The sequence below is a fragment of the Methylobacterium brachiatum genome (assembly GCF_900113845.1).
GTDB classification, from domain to species: domain Bacteria; phylum Pseudomonadota; class Alphaproteobacteria; order Rhizobiales; family Beijerinckiaceae; genus Methylobacterium; species Methylobacterium brachiatum.
The window spans coordinates 206,841-230,276 of sequence record NZ_FOQW01000009.1 but is presented as its reverse complement, the minus strand read 5'-3'; the positions used below and the strand labels follow the sequence as shown (position 1 = coordinate 230,276).

The 23,436-nt window shown below is 70.0% G+C and carries 23 protein-coding genes; 16 read left to right on the top strand and 7 right to left on the bottom strand.

Annotated features, from left to right (window positions below; genetic code table 11):
* Positions 1 to 190 precede the first annotated feature (190 nt).
* A complete protein-coding gene (locus tag BMZ47_RS13965) occupies positions 191 to 1,876 on the top strand; it encodes a methyl-accepting chemotaxis protein (protein WP_091863107.1) in 1,686 nt (561 codons plus the stop codon).
* 33 nt (positions 1,877 to 1,909) lie between these two features.
* Here the strand turns inward: BMZ47_RS13965 and BMZ47_RS13960 are convergent, their stop codons facing one another.
* The gene (locus BMZ47_RS13960; RefSeq protein ID WP_091863106.1) at positions 1,910 to 2,752 is read right to left on the bottom strand and encodes a 3-oxoadipate:acetyl-CoA acetyltransferase; all 843 of its coding nucleotides are present in this window, start codon (positions 2,750 to 2,752) and stop codon (positions 1,910 to 1,912) included.
* 379 nt (positions 2,753 to 3,131) lie between these two features.
* On the opposite strand from BMZ47_RS13960, the gene aroQ reads away from it, so the two are divergent.
* The 12 genes from aroQ to BMZ47_RS13900 all read left to right on the top strand — a co-directional run bounded on the left by aroQ (position 3,132) and on the right by BMZ47_RS13900 (position 14,055).
* Positions 3,132 to 3,584 carry a type II 3-dehydroquinate dehydratase gene (aroQ, locus tag BMZ47_RS13955; protein WP_091863105.1) on the top strand — a complete coding sequence of 151 codons (453 nt, stop codon included), beginning with the start codon at positions 3,132 to 3,134 and terminating at the stop codon, positions 3,582 to 3,584.
* Positions 3,585 to 3,717: 133 nt separating this feature from the next.
* Complete coding sequence (locus BMZ47_RS13950; protein ID WP_007561866.1) at positions 3,718 to 4,419, top strand: orotate phosphoribosyltransferase; 702 nt, start codon at positions 3,718 to 3,720, stop codon at positions 4,417 to 4,419.
* A gap of 13 nt (positions 4,420 to 4,432) precedes the next feature.
* The gene (pyrC, locus tag BMZ47_RS13945) at positions 4,433 to 5,515 is read left to right on the top strand and encodes a dihydroorotase (RefSeq protein WP_091863104.1); all 1,083 of its coding nucleotides are present in this window, start codon (positions 4,433 to 4,435) and stop codon (positions 5,513 to 5,515) included.
* A gap of 262 nt (positions 5,516 to 5,777) precedes the next feature.
* Positions 5,778 to 7,223 (top strand): amidase, encoded by a 1,446-nt coding sequence (locus BMZ47_RS13940; RefSeq protein ID WP_091863103.1) that lies wholly within the window; start codon positions 5,778 to 5,780, stop codon positions 7,221 to 7,223.
* A gap of 420 nt (positions 7,224 to 7,643) precedes the next feature.
* Positions 7,644 to 9,419 carry an acetolactate synthase 3 large subunit gene (locus BMZ47_RS13935; RefSeq protein WP_007561876.1) on the top strand — a complete coding sequence of 592 codons (1,776 nt, stop codon included), beginning with the start codon at positions 7,644 to 7,646 and terminating at the stop codon, positions 9,417 to 9,419.
* Positions 9,420 to 9,515: 96 nt separating this feature from the next.
* A complete protein-coding gene (gene ilvN / locus BMZ47_RS13930) occupies positions 9,516 to 10,058 on the top strand; it encodes an acetolactate synthase small subunit (protein WP_007561879.1) in 543 nt (180 codons plus the stop codon).
* Positions 10,059 to 10,111: 53 nt separating this feature from the next.
* Positions 10,112 to 10,408, top strand: a complete 297-nt coding sequence (locus tag BMZ47_RS13925) for an AbrB/MazE/SpoVT family DNA-binding domain-containing protein (protein WP_091863102.1) — start codon at positions 10,112 to 10,114, stop codon at positions 10,406 to 10,408.
* On the top strand, positions 10,386 to 10,790 hold the full coding sequence (locus tag BMZ47_RS13920) for a type II toxin-antitoxin system PemK/MazF family toxin (protein ID WP_091863101.1): 405 nt from the start codon (positions 10,386 to 10,388) through the stop codon (positions 10,788 to 10,790). Before BMZ47_RS13925 ends, BMZ47_RS13920 begins: the two co-directional genes overlap by 23 nt.
* Positions 10,787 to 11,431: a glutathione S-transferase family protein gene (locus BMZ47_RS13915; RefSeq protein ID WP_091863100.1), complete on the top strand. Its 645-nt coding sequence runs from the start codon at positions 10,787 to 10,789 to the stop codon at positions 11,429 to 11,431. Before BMZ47_RS13920 ends, BMZ47_RS13915 begins: the two co-directional genes overlap by 4 nt.
* 78 nt (positions 11,432 to 11,509) lie before the next feature.
* Positions 11,510 to 12,175: a TetR/AcrR family transcriptional regulator C-terminal domain-containing protein gene (locus tag BMZ47_RS13910; protein WP_007561885.1), complete on the top strand. Its 666-nt coding sequence runs from the start codon at positions 11,510 to 11,512 to the stop codon at positions 12,173 to 12,175.
* Between the two features lie 35 nt (positions 12,176 to 12,210).
* Positions 12,211 to 13,230: a ketol-acid reductoisomerase gene (gene ilvC, locus BMZ47_RS13905; RefSeq protein ID WP_007561887.1), complete on the top strand. Its 1,020-nt coding sequence runs from the start codon at positions 12,211 to 12,213 to the stop codon at positions 13,228 to 13,230.
* 171 nt (positions 13,231 to 13,401) lie between these two features.
* Positions 13,402 to 14,055 (top strand): pyridoxamine 5'-phosphate oxidase family protein, encoded by a 654-nt coding sequence (locus BMZ47_RS13900; protein ID WP_007561889.1) that lies wholly within the window; start codon positions 13,402 to 13,404, stop codon positions 14,053 to 14,055.
* A 108-nt stretch (positions 14,056 to 14,163) separates the two neighbouring features.
* On the opposite strand, the gene tam is transcribed toward BMZ47_RS13900, so the two are convergent.
* The 5 genes from tam to BMZ47_RS13875 form a co-directional block, all read right to left on the bottom strand.
* A complete protein-coding gene (tam, locus tag BMZ47_RS13895; protein WP_091863099.1) occupies positions 14,164 to 14,946 on the bottom strand; it encodes a trans-aconitate 2-methyltransferase in 783 nt (260 codons plus the stop codon).
* A 23-nt stretch (positions 14,947 to 14,969) separates the two neighbouring features.
* Entirely contained in the window at positions 14,970 to 15,689 is a 720-nt protein-coding gene (locus BMZ47_RS13890) for a haloacid dehalogenase type II (RefSeq protein WP_091863098.1), read from the bottom strand.
* Complete coding sequence (gene trpS / locus BMZ47_RS13885; RefSeq protein WP_091863097.1) at positions 15,686 to 16,750, bottom strand: tryptophan--tRNA ligase; 1,065 nt, start codon at positions 16,748 to 16,750, stop codon at positions 15,686 to 15,688. Before trpS ends, BMZ47_RS13890 begins: the two co-directional genes overlap by 4 nt.
* Before the next feature lie 93 nt (positions 16,751 to 16,843).
* Positions 16,844 to 17,605, bottom strand: a complete 762-nt coding sequence (locus tag BMZ47_RS13880) for an endonuclease III domain-containing protein (protein ID WP_091863096.1) — start codon at positions 17,603 to 17,605, stop codon at positions 16,844 to 16,846.
* 388 nt (positions 17,606 to 17,993) lie between these two features.
* Positions 17,994 to 18,737 (bottom strand): GyrI-like domain-containing protein, encoded by a 744-nt coding sequence (locus BMZ47_RS13875; protein ID WP_007561898.1) that lies wholly within the window; start codon positions 18,735 to 18,737, stop codon positions 17,994 to 17,996.
* Positions 18,738 to 18,935: 198 nt separating this feature from the next.
* On the opposite strand from BMZ47_RS13875, the gene dapF reads away from it, so the two are divergent.
* Positions 18,936 to 19,823: a diaminopimelate epimerase gene (gene dapF, locus BMZ47_RS13870; RefSeq protein ID WP_091863095.1), complete on the top strand. Its 888-nt coding sequence runs from the start codon at positions 18,936 to 18,938 to the stop codon at positions 19,821 to 19,823.
* Positions 19,823 to 21,049: a tRNA (N(6)-L-threonylcarbamoyladenosine(37)-C(2))-methylthiotransferase MtaB gene (mtaB, locus tag BMZ47_RS13865; RefSeq protein WP_091863094.1), complete on the top strand. Its 1,227-nt coding sequence runs from the start codon at positions 19,823 to 19,825 to the stop codon at positions 21,047 to 21,049. The genes dapF and mtaB overlap by 1 nt, the downstream gene beginning before the upstream one ends.
* Positions 21,050 to 21,213: 164 nt before the next feature.
* Here mtaB and BMZ47_RS13860 read toward each other — a convergent pair whose 3' ends face one another.
* A complete protein-coding gene (locus BMZ47_RS13860) occupies positions 21,214 to 21,888 on the bottom strand; it encodes an RluA family pseudouridine synthase (protein ID WP_091863093.1) in 675 nt (224 codons plus the stop codon).
* Between the two features lie 159 nt (positions 21,889 to 22,047).
* On the opposite strand from BMZ47_RS13860, the gene ftsY reads away from it, so the two are divergent.
* Positions 22,048 to 23,403: a signal recognition particle-docking protein FtsY gene (gene ftsY, locus BMZ47_RS13855; protein WP_091863092.1), complete on the top strand. Its 1,356-nt coding sequence runs from the start codon at positions 22,048 to 22,050 to the stop codon at positions 23,401 to 23,403.
* Positions 23,404 to 23,436 lie beyond the last annotated feature (33 nt).

The window sequence follows — 23,436 nt, the reverse complement described above, 5'->3', positions numbered from 1 at the left end:
TTGATTCGGCGTCGCGCAAAGCTGCCATCCCGGCACGCCGGCAATCCTGCGGTTCCGATATCAATGATGGCCGACGCTATAAGTCGTCGCCGGCTAAGAATTGTCGGAGCTTAAGGATATATTTTATCTGCAACGATAAAGCATTGTCCGCGCGCATGGAGCGCAGAGACTGCCGCGACCTGGAAGAATAATGCTCGAGTCCGTGTCCATCAAAGGCAAGCTGATCGCTTACTTCTCGATCATGCTCGCCTTGATCGGCGGCCTGGCGGCCCTGTCCTATCACCAGATCGAAACGATCAATCACGTCGCCACCGACCTGCGCGCCCTGCGTCTCCCGGCGACGCAGGCGCTCGGCGGCATCCAGACCATGACGCTGCGCATCCGGGTCAACGGCAACCGTCTCCTCCTCGCCAAGACACCGCAGCAGCGTGCGGACGCGATGACGTCGATCGACCAGCGGATGGCCGAATTGCAGGGCTACAAGGCGCGCTACACGAGCCTGATGGAAACCGAGGCCAAACGGGCCTTGTTTCGGACCTTCGAGCAGCAATGGGCGGCGTATCTGAACGAGCAGGCGGAGACTTTCGCCAAGGCCGATGCCGGTGACGCCGCCGGCGCGCAGGAGCAGTACAACACGACCATGTCCGACTCGATCCGGGGCATCGTCGCGACCTTGAAATCCCTGGCGGACCTCGAGAACGCAGCCGCCGAGTCGAGCGGCGCGCAGGCGCAGGCCGCCTACGATCAGGCCCGGCAGCAGATGATGGTCTTCCTGGCGGTCGCCGCGATCCTGGCGATCGGGGCGGTCGTGATGCTGGTCTTGGAGATCAGCCGCCCGCTCGGACGCATGACCGCCGCCATGCATCAGCTCGCGTCCGGCGACACGGAGACGGCCATCCCCGCCTTCGGCCGGCGCGACGAGGTCGGCGCGATGGCCGGCGCCGTCCAGATCTTCAAGGAGAGCATGATCCGCGCCCGCAGCCTCGAACAGGAGACCGCGCAGGCCCGATTGGCCGCGGAGGAGCAGCGCAAGCTCGGCATGCGCGAGATGGCCGACAGCTTCGAGGCCGCAATCGGCGGCATCATCGGCCAGGTCTCGGCCTCGGCCTCCGAGCTCCAGGCCACCGCGCAGACGATGACCGTCACGGCCACCCGGACCGCCAGCCGATCGACGACGGTGGCGGTCGCGGCCGAGGCGGCGGCGGTCAACGTCAACACCGTGGCGGCCGCAGCCGAGGAGCTCGGCTCCTCGGTCCAGGAGATCGGCCGGCAGGTCGACGGCTCGGCGCAGCTCGCCCGGCTGGCGGTGTCGGAGACCGACCAGACCGGCGCGCTGGTCAAGGAGCTGAGCACGGTGGTTTCGCGGATCGGCGACGTGGTCGGGCTGATCTCGAACATCGCCGGTCAGACCAACCTGCTGGCGCTCAACGCGACCATCGAGGCGGCCCGCGCGGGCGCGGCCGGCAAGGGCTTCGCGGTGGTGGCGTCCGAGGTGAAGGCGCTCGCCGAGCAGACCGCGAAGGCCACGCAGGACATCTCGGGGCAGATCACGCAGGTCCGCGGCACGACCGGTCAGGCGGTGACGGCGATCGGCGGCATCACGGCGCGGATCCAGGAGATCAGCGGCGTGGCGACCTCGATCGCGTCGGCCGTGGAGCAGCAGGGCGCAGCGACTCAGGAGATCGTGCGCAATGTCGGGCAGGCCGCGACCGGCACCGCCGAGGTGACCACGAACATCGCCGGCGTGGCCGGAGCCGCCGACGAGACCGGGGCGGCGGCCTCCCAGGTGCTGAGCGCCGCCTCTGCCCTGTCGCGCCAGTCCGAGCACCTCGCGGTCGAGGTCCGGCACTTCCTGGAGACCGTCCGGGCCGCGTGAGGATGCGGCCCGCGCGGGCCTCCGGCGGCCCGGTCAGGCCAGGCCCAGAGCGGCCCGCGCCTCGGCCGGGTTCGCCACCCGGCGGCCGTGGCGGCGCACCGCCTCGGCCGCGAGGGTGACCAGCTCGGCATTGCTCGCCGCCAGCCTGTCCTTGGTCACCCGGATGTTGTCCTCCAGCCCGGTGCGGACCGCGTCGGCGCCGCGGGCGAGCGCCCATTCCATCACGACCGCCTGGTTGCGGCCGATCCCGGCGGCGGTCCAGGTCGCCCCGGGCAGGATCCGCCGCGTCTCGGCGAGCAGGATGTCGAGCAGGTGCTCCTCGGCCGGCATCGCGTTCTGGACGCCCATCACGAACTGCACGTGCGGGCGCGCATCGATGAGGCCCGCCTCGACCAGCCGCTTGGCGCCATGCAGGTGCGACAGGTCGAAGATCTCGATCTCCGGCCGGATCCCGAACTGCTTCATCTGGCCGGCGAGGTCGGTGACCAGGCTGGCGCTGTTCTCGTACACGATGGTCGGGAAGTTCACCGAGCCGGTGGACAGCGAGGCCATGTCCGGCCGGTGCTTGAGCGAGAGGCCCCGGGCGGCCGGATCGCGCCCGCGGCCGCCGGTGGAGAATTGCACGATCATCCCCGGGCAATGCTTGCGCAGCCCCTCCTGCACGGCGGCGAACTTGTCGGGATCGGAGGAGGGCGACTCGTCGTCGTTGCGCACGTGGATATGGGCCAGCGTCGCGCCGGCCTCGAAGGCCTGCCGGGTCGACTCGATCTGCTCGGCCACGGTGACCGGCACGGCCGGGTTGTCCTTTTTGCGCGGCACCGAGCCGGTGATCGCCACCGCGATCACCACGGGCGCGTCGCTCGGGGGGCCTGCCATCGCGTCTTCTCCCTGATCGTTCGTCTGGTTCGCGTGCGGGATAGCCCCGCCCGCGGGGAAACTGAACCGCTCCGGCGAGCCGGGCCGCCTTCGGCGCGGGACATCTCGGGGCCGGTGACAGGGCGAATGCAGAGGCGTGTTTGACGCTCACCCAACGCACGGCCACAACGGGGCGAACCAACCCGCGCCCTCATCCTGAGGTGCCGCAGCGTAGCGGAGGCCTCGAAGGAGGCCTCCAGCCAGCCGCGCGATCCCTGGAGGGCTCCTTCGAGGCTCGCTTCGCGAGCACCTCGGGATGAGGGTTCGGGTGGGAGCAGGCGAACGAAGGTCTCGGCGCATCGAGGCTCGAGGCCGACCGCACGGGGCGGCGGGGAACGCGATGAACGACACGATCCTGGTCCTCAACGGACCGAACCTGAACCTGCTCGGCAAGCGGCAGCCGGAGATCTACGGGCGCGAGACCCTGGCCGATGTCGAGGCCCTGTGCCGCGAGACCGCCGCCGGCTTCGGGCTCGATGTGGATTTCCGCCAGAGCAATGCCGAGCACGCGCTGATCGACGCGATCCACGATTTCCGGGTCGGGTCCGCCGGGATCGTGATCAATGCCGGGGCCTATACCCACACCTCGGTGGCGATCCTCGACGCGCTCAACACTTGTGAGGTGCCGGTGATCGAGTGCCACATCTCGAACGTCCACCGGCGCGAGGCCTTCCGGCACCATTCCTACATCTCCCTCGCCGCGACCGCGGTGCTGGCGGGCTTCGGGACGCACGGCTACGCGCTCGCGATCCGGCATCTGGCGCAGCTGCGAGCCAGGGCCGGCGCGGCTTGAGCGGCGGATAGCGGCCGCTTCAGGGTTGACGCTGGCAGAGACAGGGCGGAGGAGACCGGTCAGGCCTTCCCTATCCTCGCGCTCTTCAACCGGTCCCCGGCGGAGAGTGCCCCCAGCGGAGCGCGCACGCCGCATGACCACGTCCTTCCTGCCCATCGACCGGACGCTGATCGCCCGCGAGGCGGCCAAGATGTTCCTGGAGATCCAGGCCGTCCATTTCTACAAGGACGAGCCGTTCAAGTTCACCTCGGGCTGGGCCAGCCCGGTCTATATCGATTGCCGCAAGATCATCTCGTTCCCGCGCCTGCGCGCGACGCTGATGGATTTCGCGACCGCCACGATCGTGCGCGAGATCGGCTACGAGTCGCTCACCCATATCGCGGGCGGCGAGACCGCCGGCATCCCGTTCGCCGCCTGGATCGCCGACCGGCTGATGCTGCCGATGCAGTATGTGCGCAAGAAGCCGAAGGGTTTCGGCCGCAACGCCCAGATCGAGGGCGAGGTGGTCGAGGGCGCCCGGACCCTGCTGGTCGAGGATCTCGCCACCGACGGGCGCAGCAAGGTCAATTTCTGCCAGGCCCTGCGCGATGCCGGCGCCCAGGTCGATCACTGCTTCGTGCTGTTCTACTACGACATCTTCCCCGGCAGCGCCGCGCTGATGCAGGAGACCGGGATCAAGCTGCACTACCTCACGACCTGGTGGGACGTGCTGGCGGTCGCCAAGGAGATGGGCACCTTCGATCCGAAGACGCTGGCCGAGGTCGAGAGCTTCCTCAACGGGCCGGCGGAATGGTCGGCGGCCCATGGCGGCATCTCCTCCTTCGGTCAGGGCTGAGGAGCCGCAAGCGATGAGCGTCGCCGACCTGTTCCCCGCCGCGCAGCCCCCCGCCGCGACGTCCGCCGACCGGATCACCATCCGCCGGCCGGACGACTGGCACATCCACCTGCGCGACGGCGCGATGCTGAAGGCGGTGCTGCCCTACACGGCGGCCCAGTTCGCCCGGGGCATCATCATGCCGAACCTGGTCCCGCCGGTGACCACGGTGGCGGCCGCGCGCGCCTATCGCGAGCGGATCCTGGCGGCCCTGCCCGAGGGGCTCGACTTCACCCCGCTGATGACCTGCTACCTGCGGGACGACACCGACCCGGACGAGATCGCGCGCGGCTTTGCCGAGAAGGTCTGGATCGCGGCCAAGCTCTACCCGGCCGGCGCGACCACGAACTCCCATGCCGGCGTCACCGACCTGATCGGGCTTGCGCCCGTCCTAGAGCGGATGGAGCGGATCGGCATGCCGCTCCTGATCCACGGCGAGGCCACCGACCCGGAGATCGACATCTTCGACCGCGAGGCCGCCTTCATGGAGGGCAGCCTGATCCCGCTGCTCGCCCGGCACCAGGGCCTGAAGGTCACCGTCGAGCACGCCACCACGGCCGAGATCCTCGACGTGGTGCGGGCCAACCGGAGCCGGGTGGCGGCGACGATCACGCCCCACCACCTCGTCATCAACCGCACCCACATCTTCCAGGGCGGCCTGCGCCCGCATCTCTACTGCCTGCCGGTGGCCAAGCGCGAGCGCCACCGCCTGGCCCTGCGGGCGGCCGCGACCTCGGGCGAGGCCTGCTTCTTCCTCGGCACCGACACCGCCCCGCATGTCCGCGGCGCCAAGGAGGCGTCCTGCGGCTGTGCCGGCGTGTTCTGCGGCCCGACCGCCCTGCAGACCTACGTGCAGGTCTTCGACGAGGAGGGCGCGCTCGACCGGTTCGAGGCCTTCGCGTCGCTCAACGGGGCCCGTTTCCACGGGCTCGAGCCCAACGCGGCGACCGTCACCCTCGAGCGCCGCGAGAGCCGCGTGATCGAGGCGGTGACCGTCGAAGACACCGCCGTGGTGGTGTTCCGGGGGGATGAGACGCTGCCCTGGGCGGTGGTCTGACACCACTCCGATAGGGAGCATCGGCCCTCTCCGTCATTGCGAGCGCAGCGAAGCAACCTAGGGCAGCGGGCGATTTCAGGTCGTCGGGGCTCCCTGGGTTGCTTCGCTGCGCTCGCAATGACGTTGCCGGGGCCTGCGACGGGATGGTGGGCCGAATTCCAGCACATCTCTTGCCTCTCCGACGATCACCAGTACTAGACCTTCGCGCGCGCACGCGTGTGACTGGTCATGCCTATCCGCAGACCTCGATCGGAGCCCGACCATGCAGGATGAGCGACAGGACGGCATCACGGCGCTCGGCGCCGTCGATCTCGCGGCCGCCATCCGCGGCCGGATCGTTTCCTGCGTGGATGTCATGCGCGCCTATCTGGAGCGGATCCACCGGCTCAATCCGCAGGTCAACGCCATCGTCGGGCTTCAGGACGATGCGGCGCTCCTGAAGGAGGCGGAGGCGCGGGATACCGCGCTCGCCCGCGGCGAGGCCGTGGGGCCGCTGCACGGGTTTCCGCTCGCCGTGAAGGATCTCGATGCGGTGCGCGGGCTGCCGTTCACGCAAGGGTCGCCGATCTTCGCCGACCGGATCGCGCAAAATGACACGATCATGGTCGCCCGGTTGCGCGCGGCCGGGGCGATCTTCATCGGCAAGACCAACATCCCCGAATTCGGGCTCGGCTCGCACAGCTTCAATCCGGTCTACGGCGCCACCGGAAACGCCTACGATCCGGAGAAGAGTGCGGGCGGGTCGAGCGGCGGCGCCGCGGTGGCGGTCGCCCTGAAGCTGCAGCCGGTGGCCGATGGCAGCGATTTCGGCGGTTCCCTGCGCAACCCGCCGGCCTTCAACAATTGCTACGGCCTGCGCCCGAGCTGGGGGCGGATCCCGGTCGAGACCAAGGACGTGTTCACCCCCGGCCTGTCCGTGCTCGGCGCCGTCGGGCGCAGCCCGGCCGATATCGGCCTGATGCTGTCGGTGCAGGCGGGCTACGATCCGCGCTGCCCGAACACGATCCGCCAGGACCCCTCGGCCTTCGCGAGCCCGCTGGCCCGGGATTTCCGCGGGACGCGGATCGCCTGGCTCGGGGATTTCGACGGGCAGATCCCGTTCGATCCCGGCGTGCTCGACCTCGGCCGCGCCGCGCTGGCGACCTTCACGGAGATTGGCTGCGTGGTCGAGGAGGCCGCGCCCCGGTTCGACATGGAGCAGCTCTGGCGCGACTTCATCACCCTGCGGGCCCTGATGGTCGCGCCGGTGCTCCGGCCGCTCTACGACGTGCCCGCCCACCGGGCGCAGATGAAGCCCGAGGCGATCTGGGAGGCCGAGCGCGGTCTCGAGCTCACGATCGACCGGCTCACCGCCGCCCTGGAGGGGCGCACCCGCTGGTACGAGACCGTGCGCCGGTTCATGGAGCGCTACGATTTCCTGGTCATGCCGACCGCGCAGGTCTTCCCCTTCGACAAGAACCTGCGCTGGCCCCGCGAGGTCGGCGGCCGGCCGATGGACACCTACCACCGGTGGATGCAGACCGTGGTCCCGGTGACCATGTCCGGCCTGCCGGCGCTCGATATCCCGGCGGGCTTCGGCGAGGCCGGGCTGCCGACCGGTATCCAGATCGTCGCCCGCAATCACGGCGAACTTGCCTGCCTCCAGCTCGGCGCGGCCTACGACGCGGCGAGCAACTGGGTCCGCCGCCGCCCGCCGCTCCTGCACTGAGCGCGTCCGATCCTCGGCTTTCGCGTTGACCGGTTCTCGGGTCTCCGGTATGAGGCCCAACACTTCACGTGCGACTGGACTGAATCCGATCCTGGATTTGTCGATCGCCGCGAGGCAGGCTCGGATATCCGATGAACGCGGTTCTTATTGTAGCGGAAGCGTCACCGACGGGGCGGCCCTAGTTCAGGGCTGCAATCCGAGCGGTGGCGCATGCAGGGTCCCTCGGGGCCCTTTTTTATTGCCCGCTGCCCGGTGACGCATCACGGCCAACGAGATCCAGGCGTTCGAGATACCGACGAACACAGTGCTTTCGGGCGAGGCGGATACCGCCTCGCGTGACGAAGGTGCAGGACGAAAGGAACCGGTCCGTCCGGCGGCGCACGACCGCCGCCGACGATCCGGGGAGCGGAGGAGGAGAGCATGGGCGGCGAGGTCATGACCGGGGCCGAGATGGTCATCCGGGCATTCCGGGATCAGGGCGTGGACACGCTGTTCGGTTATCCGGGCGGTGCCGTACTTCCGATCTACGACGCTCTGTTCCACCAGGACGCGGTGAAGCACGTGCTGGTCCGGCATGAGCAGGGCGCCGTCCACGCGGCCGAGGGCTATGCGCGCTCGTCCGGCAAGGTCGGCTGCGTGCTGGTCACGTCGGGCCCCGGCGCCACCAACATCGTCACCGGCCTGACCGACGCGCTGCTCGACTCGATCCCGCTCGTCTGCATCACCGGGCAGGTTCCGACGCATCTCATCGGCACCGACGCGTTCCAGGAATGCGACACGGTCGGCATCACGCGCCACTGCACGAAGCACAATTACCTGGTCAAATCGATCGAGGACCTGCCGCGGATCCTGCACGAGGCGTTCTACGTCGCCGCCAATGGCCGGCCCGGCCCGGTCGTGGTCGACCTGCCCAAGGACATCCAGTTCGCCTCCGGCCTCTACGAGCGCCCGGAGATCTCGAGCCACAAGACCTACCGCCCGGCGGTCAAGGGCGACGGCGACCGGATCCGCGCGGCGGTCGAGCTGATGGCGACCGCGCGTCGTCCCGTCTTCTACACCGGCGGCGGCGTGATCAATTCCGGCCCGGAGGCCTCCCGGCTCCTGCGCGAGCTCGTCGCCGAGACCGGCTTCCCGGTCACCTCGACCCTGATGGGGCTCGGCGCCTATCCGGGCACGGACCCGAAGTTCCTGGGCATGCTCGGCATGCACGGGACCTACGAGGCCAACCTCGCGATGCACGAGTGCGACGTGATGATCTGCGTCGGCGCCCGGTTCGACGACCGGATCACCGGCCGGCTCGACGCGTTCTCGCCGTTCTCGAAGAAGATCCACATCGACGTCGACGCTTCCTCGATCAACAAGGTGGTCAAGGTCGATGTCGGGATCGTGGGCGACTGCGCCTCGGTGCTGGCCGACATGCTGGAGGCCTGGCGTGCCCTGCCGTCGCGGCCCGAGACATCCAACCTCGATCCGTGGTTCCAGAAGATCGGCGCCTGGAAGGCCCGCGACTGCCTCGCCTACTGGCCGTCGGGGACGATCATCAAGCCGCAATACGCCGTGCAGCGTCTCTACGAGGCCTGCAAGGACCGCGAGACCTACATCACCACGGAGGTCGGCCAGCATCAGATGTGGGCGGCCCAGTACTTCAAGTACGACGAGCCGAACCGCTGGATGACGTCGGGCGGCCTCGGCACGATGGGCTACGGCCTGCCGGCGGCGATCGGCACCCAGCTCGCCCACCCGAAGGGGCTTGTGATCGACATCGCCGGCGAGGCCTCGATCCTGATGAACATGCAGGAGCTCTCGACGGCGGTTCAGTACCGGCTGCCGGTCAAGGTGTTCATCCTGAACAACGAGTACATGGGCATGGTCCGGCAGTGGCAGGAGCTGCTGCACGGCTCGCGCTACTCCCAGAGCTACTCCGAGAGCCTGCCGGACTTCGTCAAGCTGGCGGAGGCCTACGGCGCCAAGGGCATGCGCTGCGAGAAGCCGGGCGACCTCGACGGCGCCATCGCGGAGATGCTGGCCTATGACGGGCCGGTCCTGTTCGACTGCATCGTCGACAAGACCGAGAACTGCTTCCCGATGATCCCCTCGGGCAAGGCGCATAACGAGATGCTCCTGTCCGATTACCTCGGCGAGACCGGCGTCGAGCTCGGCGACGTGATCTCCGAGGAAGGCAAGATGCTGGTGTGACGGGTTTGGCGGCGGCCCTTTCGGGGTCGCCGCCTGCCGTATGGGCGGCGTGCGGACGCCGATGAGCACGGACTGGACGACGAGGACGAAGCCGGCATGAACGCGATGAACACCCACTATCCCGACGCCGTGCGCGTCGAGCCGGTGAACCGGCACACGCTCGCCGTGATCGTCGACAACGAGCCCGGCGTGCTCGCCCGCATCTCCGGCATGTTCTCCGGCCGCGGCTACAACATCGAGAGCCTGACCGTCTCCGAGACCGAGGAGGCGCGCCACATCTCGCGGATCACCATCGTGACCGCCGGCACCAACGCCGTGATCGAGCAGATCAAGGCGCAGCTCGACCGGCTCGTGCCGGTCCACCGGGTCGTGGACCTGACCCTCCAGGGCAACGCGCTGGAGCGCGAGATCTGCCTCGTGAAGGTCAAGGGCGAGGGCGAGCACCGCAGCGAGGCGCTGCGGCTCGCGGCCGCCTTCGGCGCCAAGACGCTGGACGCCACGCTCAACTCCTTCGTGTTCGAGCTTACCGGCGCCACCGAGGAGATCGACCGGTTCGTGCGGCTGATGAGCGTGATCGGCCTGGTCGAGATCTGCCGCACCGGCATCAGCGCCATGGGGCGTGGGTCGGAGCCGCTGTAGGAAGCGCCGGCCCGGATCTGCTATGTTCCGTCGTCCTCGCGGGAGGCGGAGCGATGGAAGCCAAGGTCATACGCTGGGGTGAAGATCTCGCCGTGCGGCTGAGCAGCGCGGAAGCCGAGGAACTCGGCATCCGCGAGGGCGAGACCGTCGAGATTGTGTCGAAGACCCCGCCACCGGCGGAGCCCCGGCAATGGCACGGTCGCCGGTATGTCGACGGCCTGCCTGTCTATACGATGGAAGAGATGATCGCCGAGGCACGGCGCTTGGGACCTGAGGCGGAGCCCGAGACTGTCGATTGGGGCCCCGACCGCGGTTCCGAGATCATCGATGACGCCAACGACCCGTACTGATTGGCAACCGCATCCGGGCGAATTGCTTCTGATCGATCTGGAACCGGTCCGCGGCACGGAGCAGAACGGCATACGGCCGGCACTCGTCGTCTCGGATCCGGACATGAATCATCTGACGCGCCGGGTCATCATCTGCCCGATCACGCGCAATCCGCACCCGTGGCCGACGAAGGTGTTCCTGCCTGCTGGCCTCGCTGTAAAGGGAGCCGTGCTGGTCGACCAAGTCCGATCGATCGACCGGGCTGCCCGGATCTTGAGGAGCCTCGGGTCGGCACCGGACGAAGTCGTCGCCGAAGTGCGCGGCAAGCTGCGAACGCTTCTCGGGCTGACCTTCGTTAGGTCAGATGATCTTTCTTCAGCATCAACGGTAAAACCCGAATGACAACCCGCACCCTCTACTACGCCCCCGGCGCCTGCTCGCTGGCCGCCCACATCATCCTGGAAGAATCCGGGCTGCCGTTCGAGGGCGTCAAGCTGAACCTCGCGGCGGGGGACCAGCGTGCTCCGGAATACCTCGCGATCAACGAGCGCGGCCGGGTGCCGGCCCTGGTCGAGGACGGCTGGGTGCTGACCGAATGCGCCGCGATCCTGCGCCACGTCGCCCGCTCCGTACCCGAGAAGGGCTTTTGGCCCACCGACCTGCGCGAGCAGGCCCGGGCCGACGAGTGGCTCGGCTGGCTCGCCGCAAACCATCACGTCGCCTACGCGCATGTCCGCCGGCCGGAGCGCTACACCGCCGACGAGGACGCGTTTCCCGGCATCCGCGACAAGGCCGCCGATACCTACGGCGATCTCTGCACCATGACCGAGGTCCACCTCTCGAATGGCGGCTGGGCCGTGGGGGACCGGTACGGCGTGGTCGACGCCTACCTGATGGTCTTCTGGGTCTGGGCCTCCGGTTCGTCGCTCCGGTTCGACATGCCCGCGCGCTTCCCGGCCTGGCACGCCCATGCCCGCAGGGTCGCCGAGCGGCCGGCGGTGCAGGCGGTGTTCGCCCGCGAGGGGCTGACCCTGCCGGCCTGAATCCGGCCCCGCCGGGCCCCTTGCGGCGCCCGGCGAATCGCTCTATCGAGCGTACCGTACGGTACGGTACTGGAAACGATGCGGTCGAGCCTCGCAGAGCGGCAGGAGACGGTGGAGGCGGGCGCCAAGGCGCCGGCGACCCCGTCCGTGCGCCAGCAGGCGGTGCTCGACGCCGTGCTCGCCCTCATGGTCGAGGACGGGGACCAGCTCACCATGGACGCCGTGGCGCGCCGGGCGAGCTGTTCCAAGGAGACCTTGTACAAGTGGTTCGGCGACCGCGACGGGCTGCTCACCGCGACGGTGCGGTGGCAGGCATCCCGGGTCCATGCCGGAGGGGCGGCCGTGCAGGCCCTCGACGGGGCGACCCTGCGGGAGCATCTTCAGGACTTCGCGGTCTCGTGGCTGACGGTGATCACCAGCCGCACCTCGGTGGCGCTGAACCGGATCGCCGTGGCCCATGCCGGCTCGCGCAAGAGCAATCTCGGCGGCATCGTGCTGGCGAACGGCCGCTTCGCCATCGGCGAGCGGGTGAAGCCGGTGCTGGAGGCCGGGCGCGATGCCGGGCTGCTCGCCTTCGCGGACAGCGAGGCGGCGTTCCGGACCTTCTTCGGCCTCGTCGGCCGCGATATTCAGATCCGATTACTGCTCGGCGAGGCGCTCGACCTCGGCGAGGATGAGATCCGGCGCGACGCGGACCGCGCCGTGGAGCAGTTCCTGGCCCTGTACGGCCGGGCGAAGGCCTAACCCAACCCGAAACCAACACCGAAGAGGAAACCGACATGCGGGTGTATTACGATCGCGACGCCGACCTGAACCTGATCAAGGGCAAGAAGGTCGCCATCGTCGGCTACGGCAGCCAGGGCCACGCACACGCGCTCAACCTGCGCGATTCCGGCGTGAAGGACATCGTCATCGCCCTGCGCGAGGGCTCCGCCACCGCCAAAAAGGCGGAGCACGAGGGCTTCAAGGTCCTGTCGGTGGCCGAGGCCGCCAAGTGGGCCGACGTGGTGATGATGCTCACCCCCGACGAGCTGCAGGGCGACATCTACCGGGAGTCGCTCGAGAAGAACATGAAGGAGGGCGCTGCCCTCCTGTTCGCCCACGGCCTCAACGTCCACTTCAACCTGATCGAGCCGCGCAAGGACCTCGACGTCCTGATGGTCGCCCCGAAGGGCCCCGGCCACACCGTGCGCTCCGAGTACCTGCGCGGCGGCGGCGTGCCGACCCTGATCGCCATCGCCCAGGACGCCTCCGGCAACGCCCACGATCTCGGCCTGTCCTACGCCTCGGCCAATGGCGGCGGCCGCGCCGGCATCATCGAGACCACCTTCAAGGAAGAGTGCGAGACCGACCTGTTCGGTGAGCAGGCCGTGCTCTGCGGCGGCCTGGTCGAGCTGATCAAGGCCGGCTTCGAGACCCTGGTCGAGGCGGGCTACGCCCCCGAGATGGCCTATTTCGAGTGCCTGCACGAGGTGAAGCTGATCGTCGACCTCATCTACGAGGGCGGCATCGCCAACATGAACTACTCGATCTCCAACACGGCCGAGTACGGCGAGTACGTCACCGGCCCGCGCATCGTCACGCCCGAGACCAAGGCCGAGATGAAGCGCGTGCTCAACGACATCCAGTCGGGTACCTTCACCCGCAACTGGATGCTGGAGAACAAGGTCAACCAGACCTCGTTCAAGGCGACCCGCGCCAAGCTCGCCACCCACCCGATCGAGGAGGTCGGCACCAAGCTCCGCGCCATGATGCCGTGGATCTCCGAGAAGGCGCTGGTCGACAAGACCCGCAACTGATCGTTCGGATCGCGCGGCCGGGCTCTGCTCGGCCGCGCCTGCGCGGGCCGGTCACGCGAAAGCGAGGCCGGCCTTTTCTATTGCCGGTTGCCGAGCGCGGCCATTCCCGGCGATAAACGCCCCAGCGGTCCCGCCTGCATGAGGACCGGAGAGGGTTGGAGAGGACACGCCATGGCATCGCTCTATTCGGACGTCCACCGGGCGCTGCAGACCGAGTTCGGCACCACCAAGCTCGCCGTGCGCCTGGACGAGGACTGGGTCCACGAGAGCATCCGGCCGGACGAGGGCGCCTTCATCGGCTCCCGGGACATGTTCTTCCTGTCCACCGTCGATCCCGACGGCATGCCGACCGTCTCGTACAAGGGCGGCCCCCAGGGCTTCGTGAAGGTGCTCGACGAGAACACCCTCGTGTTCCCGGGCTTCGACGGCAACGGCATGTTCTACTCGATGGGCAATATCGAGGGTCAGGCCAAGGTCGGCCTGCTGTTCATCGATTTCGAGACGCCGCACCGGATCCGCGTCCAGGGCCACGCGACGCTGCTGCGCGACGACGCCCTGATGGCCGAGTACACCGAGGCCAAGTACCTGGTGAAGGTCGCGGTGAAGAAGATCTGGGTCAACTGCCCGCGCTACATCCACAAGTACCAGAAGCTCGAGCAGAACAAGTACGTCCCGACCCCCGGCCGCGAGACCCCGCTCGCCTCCTGGAAGCGCCTCGACCTCGCCGGCGACGTGATCAGCGACGCGGACAAGGCCCGGGTCGCCCAGGAGGGCAAGCTCGAGGTGGCCGAGTACGAGGCGCTGGTCGCCCGCGGCGAGGCCTGAACGGACGGCCCACGCACGCTCACCGTCCGTGTGAGCGTGCGCGAAGCGACGCTACGGGCGGTCCGACGAAGCGCGCGATGTCAGCCGGGCTCGCAGAAACCGGGGCCGCTACCCGCCCTTGCGGGCGACGATGAACACCCGCGGGAAGGCCAGCAGCCGCCGGCCGTCGCTGAGCGGCGGGTAGCCGGCGTCGATGGCGGTTTCGTAGGCGGCGAGGAACCCGGCCGTCTGGTCCGGGTCCAGCGGGTCGAGGAACGGGCGCAGCCCGGTGGCCCGGACCCAGGAGACGATGGCGGCGGCATCCGCCATCGGGTGATGATAGGCGGTGCGCCAGACATCCAGGTCGGCGGCGAGCGGCGCCAGCAGGTCGTAATAGCCGGCCGGATCCAGCATCCGCCCGACACGCCCGGCCACGGCCGGATCGCCGATCGCTTCAGCCCAGGGACCGGACGCGGCGGTCTCGCGCATCAGCCGGTGCGAGGGCTCGGCGAGATTGTCGGGCATCTGCACCGCCAGCACGCCGCCGGGCGCCAGAAGCCCGAACAATCGGGGCAGCAGCACTGGATGGTCGGGCAGCCATTGCAGCACGGCGTTGGCGTAGATCAGGTCCGGCGCCCGCTCCGGTGTCCAGGTCGCGGCGTCGGCCAGTGCGAAGCCGAGGCCCGGCAGCCGGGTCCGCGCGCTCTCGAGCATGGCCGGCGAGGTGTCGAGGCCGATCACCTCGGCCTCGGGGAAGCGCGCCGCGATCAGGGCCGTCGAATTGCCGGGACCGCAGCCGAGATCGTAGGCGAGGCGCGCGGCGTCGAGGGGCACCCGGGCCAGGAGCTCGGCCGCCGGGCGGGTGCGCTCGTCCTCGAAGCGGATGTAGAGGGCGGGGTTCCAATCGGCCATCGTGCTCCCCCTTTCGTCTCTCGTCAGCAGCCGAGCTGGTCGGCCAGGTCCGCGAGGTCCCGGGCCGCGTAGGTCACCGGGACGCTGGGCGCGGTTTCGCCGCCGGCCGGCCCGTGCTCGTGCGGCCGGGCGATGTGTGCGGTGGACAGGCCGTGGCTCGCCGCCGCCGCGAGGTCGTTCGAATGGGCGGCGACCATCAGGGTCTCCGCCGGCGCGAAGCCGAAGGCCGCCACCGCGTCGCGGTAGAGCGCGGGTTTGGGCTTGTAGTCCCGGGAATAGCCGGCGCCCAGGATCGCGTCGAAGACGAAGCCGTTGCGCCGGGCGAGGTCGGCCATGAGCCGGACATGGCCGTTGGAGTTCGGCGCCAGGAGGTGCCGCTCCCGCAGCCGGCGCATGGCGTCGGGCACCTCGGGCCAGGCGTCGAGCCGGTGCCAGGCCTGGACCAGCTCCCGCCGCACGTCCTCGGGCACGCCCGCGATGCCGAACTGCGCCAGCACGTCGGGCAGGGATTCCGCCTGCAGGGTATCGAGGTCGACGAAGGGCCGGGCGCCGGAGCGCACGGTCTCCATCGACGGGTTGTAGCGGGCGCGCCAAGTATCGGTGAAAGAATCGGCATCCGCGAAGGCGCCGGCATCCAGGGCCGGGGCGTAGGGGGCGAGCAGGCGCGCGGCCTCCCGGGCGACCCCGGAGCGCCAGTCGACGAGCGTCCCGAAGACGTCGAAGACGAGCGCCCGGACCGTCACCGGACCGCCTGGAGGTTCGGGCTCCGGCGGACGAAGCCGACGATATCCTTCACCGCGTCGAGGGTCTGGGCCGCGATCGTCTCGGCCCGCCCGGCGCCGTCGGCCAGCACGGCATCGATATGACCGGGATCGGCGGTCAGCCGGCGCATCTCCCCGGCGATCGGCGCGAGGTTCGTCACCGCGAGGTCGGCCAAAGCCGGCTTGAAGGTCGAGAACTGCGCCCCGCCGAAATCGCGCAGCACCGCCTCGCGGGTGATGCCGGCGAGCGCGGCGTAGATCCCCACGAGGTTGTCGGCCTCCGGCCGCTCCTTGAGCCCGGCGATCTCGGAGGGCAGGGGCTCCGAGTCGGTCTTCGCCCGCCGGATCTTCTGGGCGATCGTGTCGGCCTCGTCGGTGAGGTTGATGCGCGCGTTGTCGGACGGGTCCGACTTCGACATTTTTTTGGATCCGTCCCGCAACGACATGACCCGCGCCGCCGGCCCGCCGATCAGCGGCTCGGTGATCGGGAAGAACCCCTCGCCGTGGCCGTGGGCCGCGATCGACTTCGCGAAGTCGGTGTTGAACTTCTGGGCGATGTCCCGGGTCAGCTCCAGATGCTGCTTCTGGTCTTCGCCCACGGGGACGTGGGTGGCCCGGTAGGCCAGGATGTCGGCCGCCATCAGCACCGGGTAATCGTAGAGCCCGATCGAGGCGTTCTCCCGGTCCTTGCCGGCCTTCTCCTTGAACTGGGTCATGCGGTTCAGCCAGCCCAGCCGCGCGACGCAGTTGAACACCCAGGCGAGCTCGGCGTGCTGGGGCACCTGGCTCTGGTTGAACACGATCGAGCGCTTCGGATCGATGCCGGCGGCCAGGAACGCGGCCGTGACCTCGCGGATCTGGCCGCGCAGGGCCTCCGGGTCCTGCCAGACGGTGATCGCGTGCAGGTCGACCACGCAGTACAGGCACTGCGCCTCGCGCCCCTGCATCTCCACGAAGCGCTTCACTGCCCCGAGGTAATTGCCCAGATGCAGGTTGCCGGTGGGCTGGACGCCCGAGAAGACCAATTCGGTGAACGCGGCCATCGGCGCCGATCCTGAAAACGAAGACGCCGGGGCTCCGCGCCTGCCGGGCGCGGGGTTACTCGCACCCGCGGCCCGGACCGGTCAAGGATGCCGTCACGGCTCCCGCGCGCCGAGGGCCGCGCTCGGGCAGAGATCGACCAGGACGCAGCGCCCGCAGGCGGGGCGGCGATGGTGGCAGACCTGCTGGCCGTGCAGCATCAGGATCTCGTGATTGTCGTAGAGCGCCTGCGCGCTCCAGTCGGCCGGCAACTGCGCCCGCAGGATCGCGTGCGAGGGCCCGACATCGACCCGGGGCCCGATCAGGCCGAGCCGTTGGGCGACCCGGTGGTGGTGGCTGTCCACCGGCAGGGCCGGCATCCGCAGGGTCGAGAATGACAGGACTGCCGCGCTGGTCTTGGGGCCGATCCCGGGGATCGCCTCCAGCCAGGCGCGGGCCGCCGCGACATCCAGGTCGCCCAGGAAGGCGAGGTCGAGGCTGCCGCAGCGCTCGCGCACGGCGATGAGGACCTCGCGGATCCGCGGCGCCTTCAGCTCCGGCCAGGTCACCCCGGCGATGGCCTCCTGGATCTCCGGCACCTCCGCGTCGATCACCGACTCCCAATCCGGGAAGCGGGCGCGCAGGGCCTTGAAGGCCCGACCGGATTCGGCGTTGCGGGTCCGGTGCGAGAGCAGCGACGAGACCAACTCGCTGACCGGATCGAGACTGTGGAAATATGGGATCGGGCAGCCATAGACCGGGCAGAGCCGGGCGTGGATCGCGAGCGCCTTGTCGGCGACAGCCGGGTCGGCCGGCGACGGCGCGGCCCTACGGCGCGACGGCGGTGCGGAGGGGGTGGGGAACAGGGACGTCGGCATGCACGGGGAATCCGCAAGCCGCCGCCGCTGTTCCGGGGCGCCGAAACCAGCGGCGATCTGTCCATCGGCCGAGGCCACGCGACGTGCGCATGGGATTATTGGATCATCGCGCGAGGGAATGGTTGTTCGGCAGATCAAGGCGCTGCCGAATGTCGTTCTATGATCGAAGATGGACCGACGGCCGGATGAGTCACACGGTCATTCCGGGGCGCCGCAGGCGAGCCCGGAACCCAGAACCGCCGACGGCGCAAAATCTTGAGCTGTCAGAGGTAATGGATCCCGGGCTGCGCCTCGCGGCCCCGGGATCACAGGGCGGACGATTACCCCCCGGCGACCGTTCGCTTGTCGAACAAAACAAAAATTCTTTCTGTGGCCGTGTTCGAGCAGCCTACTTCACCAGCGCAAAGATATTCACGTCGAGGTTGTCGTCGGTGCCGTCCTTGAGGTCGGTGGCGTATTCCTCGACGAAGCGGTCCTGGACCACGATGTCCTTGGCGTCGAGATAGGCCGTCAGCGTCTCGTAGGTGCCGTCGATCGACTCGTAGGAGCCCCGGTGGGGGAAGCGCAGGGCCTTGCCGGACGGCGTCGTGCCGAAGCGCATCCCGTCGGCCTCGGCGGGGGCCGGGTTCGGGGCGGCGGCCACCGGGATCATCGCCTCGAACTCGAAACCGTCATCGTCCGTGCGGGTGAACACCGCCAGCGGCCGGCCCGCCGGGGCGATGCCGAGCTTGGCGAGATCCGCCTCGATCCGCGTGAAGGCCTTGGTCAGGTTGACGATGGCCTCCTCCCACTTGGTCTTGCCCGAGACGATCGCGGCGGGCTTGGCCGGCAGGGTCACCTCGTCGACGTCGCCGGGCTCGCCGGGTTTCTCGATCAGCGTCGGCCGCCCGGGTGTCCCCACGGCGGCCTGGCCGGCGGGCGGCGGGGCGACCGCCTGCTGCGGCGCCGGGGCGGCGCTCTTGGTCGGGTCGGCGACCGGGTTGGGGGCCGTGGTGGTCGGCAGCGGACTGGTCTGGGCGGGCGCCGGCGCCGTGGAGGGTGGCGGTGCCGGCTGCTGCTGCGCGGCCAGGGGACCGCCGGCTGCGAGCAGCAGGGCGGTCGAGAGAGCGACGAGAGAACGAAGGCGGATCACGGGTGGCGCTCCGGTCGGGTCCCGGCGGATCGTCGCTTGGGCTCCCGCCGGCTAACCTAGTGGCGATCCGGCCCGCCCGCGAGGGCGCGGGGCACGAGAGCGGCGGGTGCGGCGCATCTGCCACGCTGCCGGCCCCCCTCGCGTCGGGCGAGCGGGTTTGCCATATAGCCGCTCGATCCCCTCAAAGCTTCTGGCCGCATGAGCGCACTCGCCCATAGACGCTTCCTGAAGATGCACGGCGCCGGCAACGCGATCGTGGTGCTGGACCTGCGCGGCTCGACCGTCAAAGTCCGGCCCGAGGAGGCGCGGGCGATCGCGCAGGATCCCGGCTCGAGCTTCGACCAGCTCATGGTGCTGCACGATCCCGTGAGCTCCGGCACCGACGCGTTCATGCGGATCTACAACACCGACGGCTCCGAAGCCGGCGCCTGCGGCAACGGCACCCGCTGCGTCGCCTACGCGATGCTCGACGACCCGGCCATGGCCCGCCCCGCCGAGGGCGGCAGGTTGGTCCTGGAGACGGCGGCCGGGCGGGTCGGCGTGCGCCGGATCTCGGAGCGCGCCTTCACGGTGGATATGGGCCGTCCGAAGCTCGCCTGGGACGAGATCCCCCTGTCCGAGCCGTTCCCCGACACGCGGCGGATCGAATTGCAGATCGGCCCGATCGACGAGCCGATCCTGCACTCGCCGGCCGCCGTGAACATGGGCAACCCGCACGCGGTGTTCTTCGTGGACCGGGATCCCGCCTCCTACGACCTCGCCCGGATCGGGCCGATGCTGGAGAACCATCCGCTCTTCCCGGAGCGCGCCAACATCTCGATCGCGCAGGTGACCGAGCGCGAGGCGATCACCCTGCGGGTCTGGGAGCGCGGTGCCGGGCTGACGCTCGCCTGCGGCACAGCCGCCTGCGCCACCGTGGTGGCGGCCTCGCGCCTGCGGATGATCGGCCGGCAGGCCCATGTCCGGCTCCCCGGGGGCGAATTGTTCGTGGAATGGCGCGCCGACGACCATGTCCTGATGACCGGCCCGGTCGCGCTCGTCGCCGAGGGCAATCTGGCGCCGGAGCTGTTTTCCGGCGCCACCTGATGGGCGTCGAGACCCTGACCTTCGGGTGCCGGCTCAACACCGTGGAATCGGAGGCCCTGCGCGTCCACGCGGCTGCCGACGGGCGCGACCGGGTGGTGGTCAACACCTGCGCGGTGACCCAGGAGGCCGGCCGCCAGGCCCGTAAGGCGATCCGCCGGATCGCCCGGGAGCGGCCCGGCACCGAGATCGTGGTCACCGGCTGCGGCGCCGAGGTCGAGACCGAGGCCTACGCGGCCATGCCGGAGGTGGCGCGGCTCGTCGGCAATGCCGAGAAGCTGAGCCCGGCGGGCTGGTCGCCCGCCGCCACCGGACCGGGCGCCGTCATGGCGGCCCGCACCGTCGCGCCGACCCGGATCGCCGCGATCGCCGGCCATACGCGGGCCTTCGTGCCGGTGCAGAACGGCTGCGATCACCGCTGCACCTTCTGCATCATCCCGTTCGGCCGGGGCGCGTCGCGCTCGGTGCCGGTGGCCGAGGTCGTCGCCCAGGTCGAGACCATCGTGGCCCATGGCGGCCGCGAGGTCGTGCTCACCGGCGTCGACCTCACCGCCTATGGCCGCGACCTGCCCGAACCGTCGCTCTCCCTCGGGGGCCTCGTGCGGGCGATCCTGCGGGCGGTGCCGGAGCTCGCGCGCCTGCGCATCTCTTCGATCGACTCGGTGGAAGTCGACGACGCGCTGCTCGCCGCGCTCGCCGAGGAGGAGCGGCTGATGCCGCACCTGCACCTGTCCCTCCAGGCCGGCGACGACCTGATCCTCAAGCGCATGAAGCGCCGCCACAGCCGCGCCGACGCGATCCGCTTCTGCGCGACCGTCCGCGCCCTGCGCCCGGACGTGGTATTCGGCGCCGACCTGATCGCGGGCTTCCCCACCGAGACCGAGGACCAGTTCGCCCGCTCCCTCGACCTCGTGGCCGAGTGCGGGCTGACGCATCTGCACGTCTTCCCCTATTCCCCCCGCCCCGGGACGCCGGCCGCCCGCATGCCCCCGGTGGCGCCGGACGCGATCCGCGACCGCGCCGCCCGCCTGCGCGCGGCCGGCGCCGCCGCCCTGCGCCGGCACCTCGACGGGCAGGTCGGCCGCACGCTGACGGTCCTGGCCGAGCGCGGCGGCACCGGTCGGAGCCCGGATTTCACGCCGGTGCGGCTGGCCGGAGAGGCGGAGGCGGGGACGTTCCACGCGGTCACGATCGCGGGGCATGACGGGGCGCGGCTGATCGCGGCGTGAAGCCCCTCAAACCGCAGCATTCTTATCCGAACCGTCATTGCGAGCGCAGCGAAGCAACCCAGTGCACCGCACGGTTTCCGAACGAGGCGTATCCCTAGGTTGCTTCGCTACGCTCGCCATGACGGCTGGCGCCGCGAAACCGTCACCAGAAACCGGATGCCGGTCTAGCCGCCCATTCGCGCTACGGCGTCCGCGATATGCGCCGGCGGTGACGCTTCGACGGTGATCGCCTCCCGCTTCGGGTAGAGCGGGATCGTCAGCGTCCGCGCGTGCAGGTGCAGGCTGCCGCCCCGGGGGGCGCTGCCGTAGATCGAATCTCCCAAAATCGGCCAGCCGGAGGCGGCGCAATGGACCCGGAGCTGGTGCGTCCGGCCGGTGACCGGCTTCAGCTCCAGCCAGGTCCGGCCACCGGCCCGGCCCAGGACGCGCCAATCGGTCAGGGCCGGGTCGCCCGCCGGGTCGGCCTTCATCCACCAGGAGCGCGGATCGTCGGAGCGGCGCGCCAGCGGCAGGTCGATCCGGCCGGTTTCCGCGTCGGGGCCGCCCTCGACCACGGCCCAGTAGGTCTTGTCCACGGCGTTGCCGGCAAACAGCTTGCCGAGCCGGGCCAGCGCCTTGGCGTGGCGGCCGAGCGCCAGGCAGCCGGAGGTGTCGCGGTCGAGCCGGTGCGCGGCCTCGGGGCGGCGCGGCAGGCCGAAGCGCAGGCCGTCGAGATGGTCGGTCAGGGTCTCGCCGCCGCGCGGGCCCGGATGGACCGGCAGGCCCGGCGGCTTGTCGATGACGAGCAGCAGGGCATCGCGGTAGAGGAGGCGGGCACCTATGTCGAAGGTGAGGGACATCCGGTCGGGCCAGGGCGCGCGCCGCCGAAGCGGCGGCCGGTTCGGCGCAGGCGAGCGCGTCAAACCAAGGACTTGGAGCCGTTGCCGTTTGCAACGCGGTCGGCAACGGCTCTAGGGGTTCGGCATCGGGTCGGCAAGCTGGGGCGAGGACGAGGTTTCATGGCGAGCGAGGACAAGCCCGGCTGGTTCGGGCGCCTGTTCGGGCGCAAGGGCCAGAGCACGGGCGACGGCACGGACGCGCACAAGGCGGAGACGGAGCTGCCTGCGGATGCGCCGGCCTCGCCCTCCGAGGGCCAGCCCGACTACGCCACCGGGGCCGAGGACGTCGCGCATATCCCGCTGCCGCCCGAGGAGACGGAGGCCCCCGTCGCCGACGTGGTCGAGGGGGCGGACCTGCTCCCGATCGAAGGCGAGCCCGAGCGGCCGCCCGCCGGCACGGCCGGGGACGATCCCGCGCACGGTGCCGACCCGGTCGATACCGGGGACGCGAACCGGGAGCCGGTGGTCGCGCCGATGCCCGACATCCAGCCGGTGGATTCCGCCGCAGCGCTCGCCCACGATGCCGGCGCCGGGCCGGACCGGGAGCCCGAGGCCAAGGGCTGGTGGACCCGTCTCACCTCCGGGATGAAGCGGACCTCGTCGGCCCTGACCGACCGGATGACCGGCCTGTTCACCAAGCGCAAGCTCGACGCCAACACCCTGGAGGATCTGGAGGATGCCCTGATCCAGGCCGATTTCGGCCTGGAGACCGCGACGCGGATCTCGGACGCCGTCGGCAAGGGCCGCTACGAGAAGGGCATCTCGCCCGACGAGGTCCGGGCGATCCTGGCCACGGAGGTGGAGCGGGCGCTGGAGCCCGTGGCGGTGCCGCTCGTCATCGACGGCACGAAGAAGCCGTTCGTGATCCTGACCGTCGGCGTCAACGGCGCCGGCAAAACCACGACTCTGGGCAAGCTCGCCTCGAAGCTGCGGGCGGAGGGCCGGACCGTGATGCTCGCGGCCGGCGACACGTTCCGGGCGGCGGCGGTGGAGCAGCTCAAGGTCTGGGGCGCGCGCACCGGCACCCCGGTGGTCAGCGGTGGGGAGGGGGCCGACGCGGCCGGCCTCGCCTTCGACGCGCTCAAGCAGGCGGGGGCCGCCGGGACCGACGTGCTCCTGATCGACACCGCCGGACGGCTCCAGAACAAGGCCGGGCTGATGGCCGAGCTGGAGAAGATCGTTCGCGTGCTGCGCAAGCAGGACCCGGAGGCGCCGCACGCCACGATCCTCGTCCTCGACGCCACCGTCGGCCAGAACGCGATCTCGCAGGTGGAGCTGTTCTCGCAGGCGGCGCCGGTCTCAGGGCTGGTGATGACCAAGCTCGACGGCACGGCCCGCGGCGGCATCTTGGTGGCGCTGGCGGCCAAGTTCGGCCTGCCGGTGCACTTCATCGGCGTCGGCGAGGGCGTGGAGGATCTGGAGCCGTTCGCGGCCCGGGACTTCGCCCGGGCGATCGCCGGGCTGGAGAAGGATTAGCGCATCGTCCCGGAAGGTGGTTGCCGGCTTTCG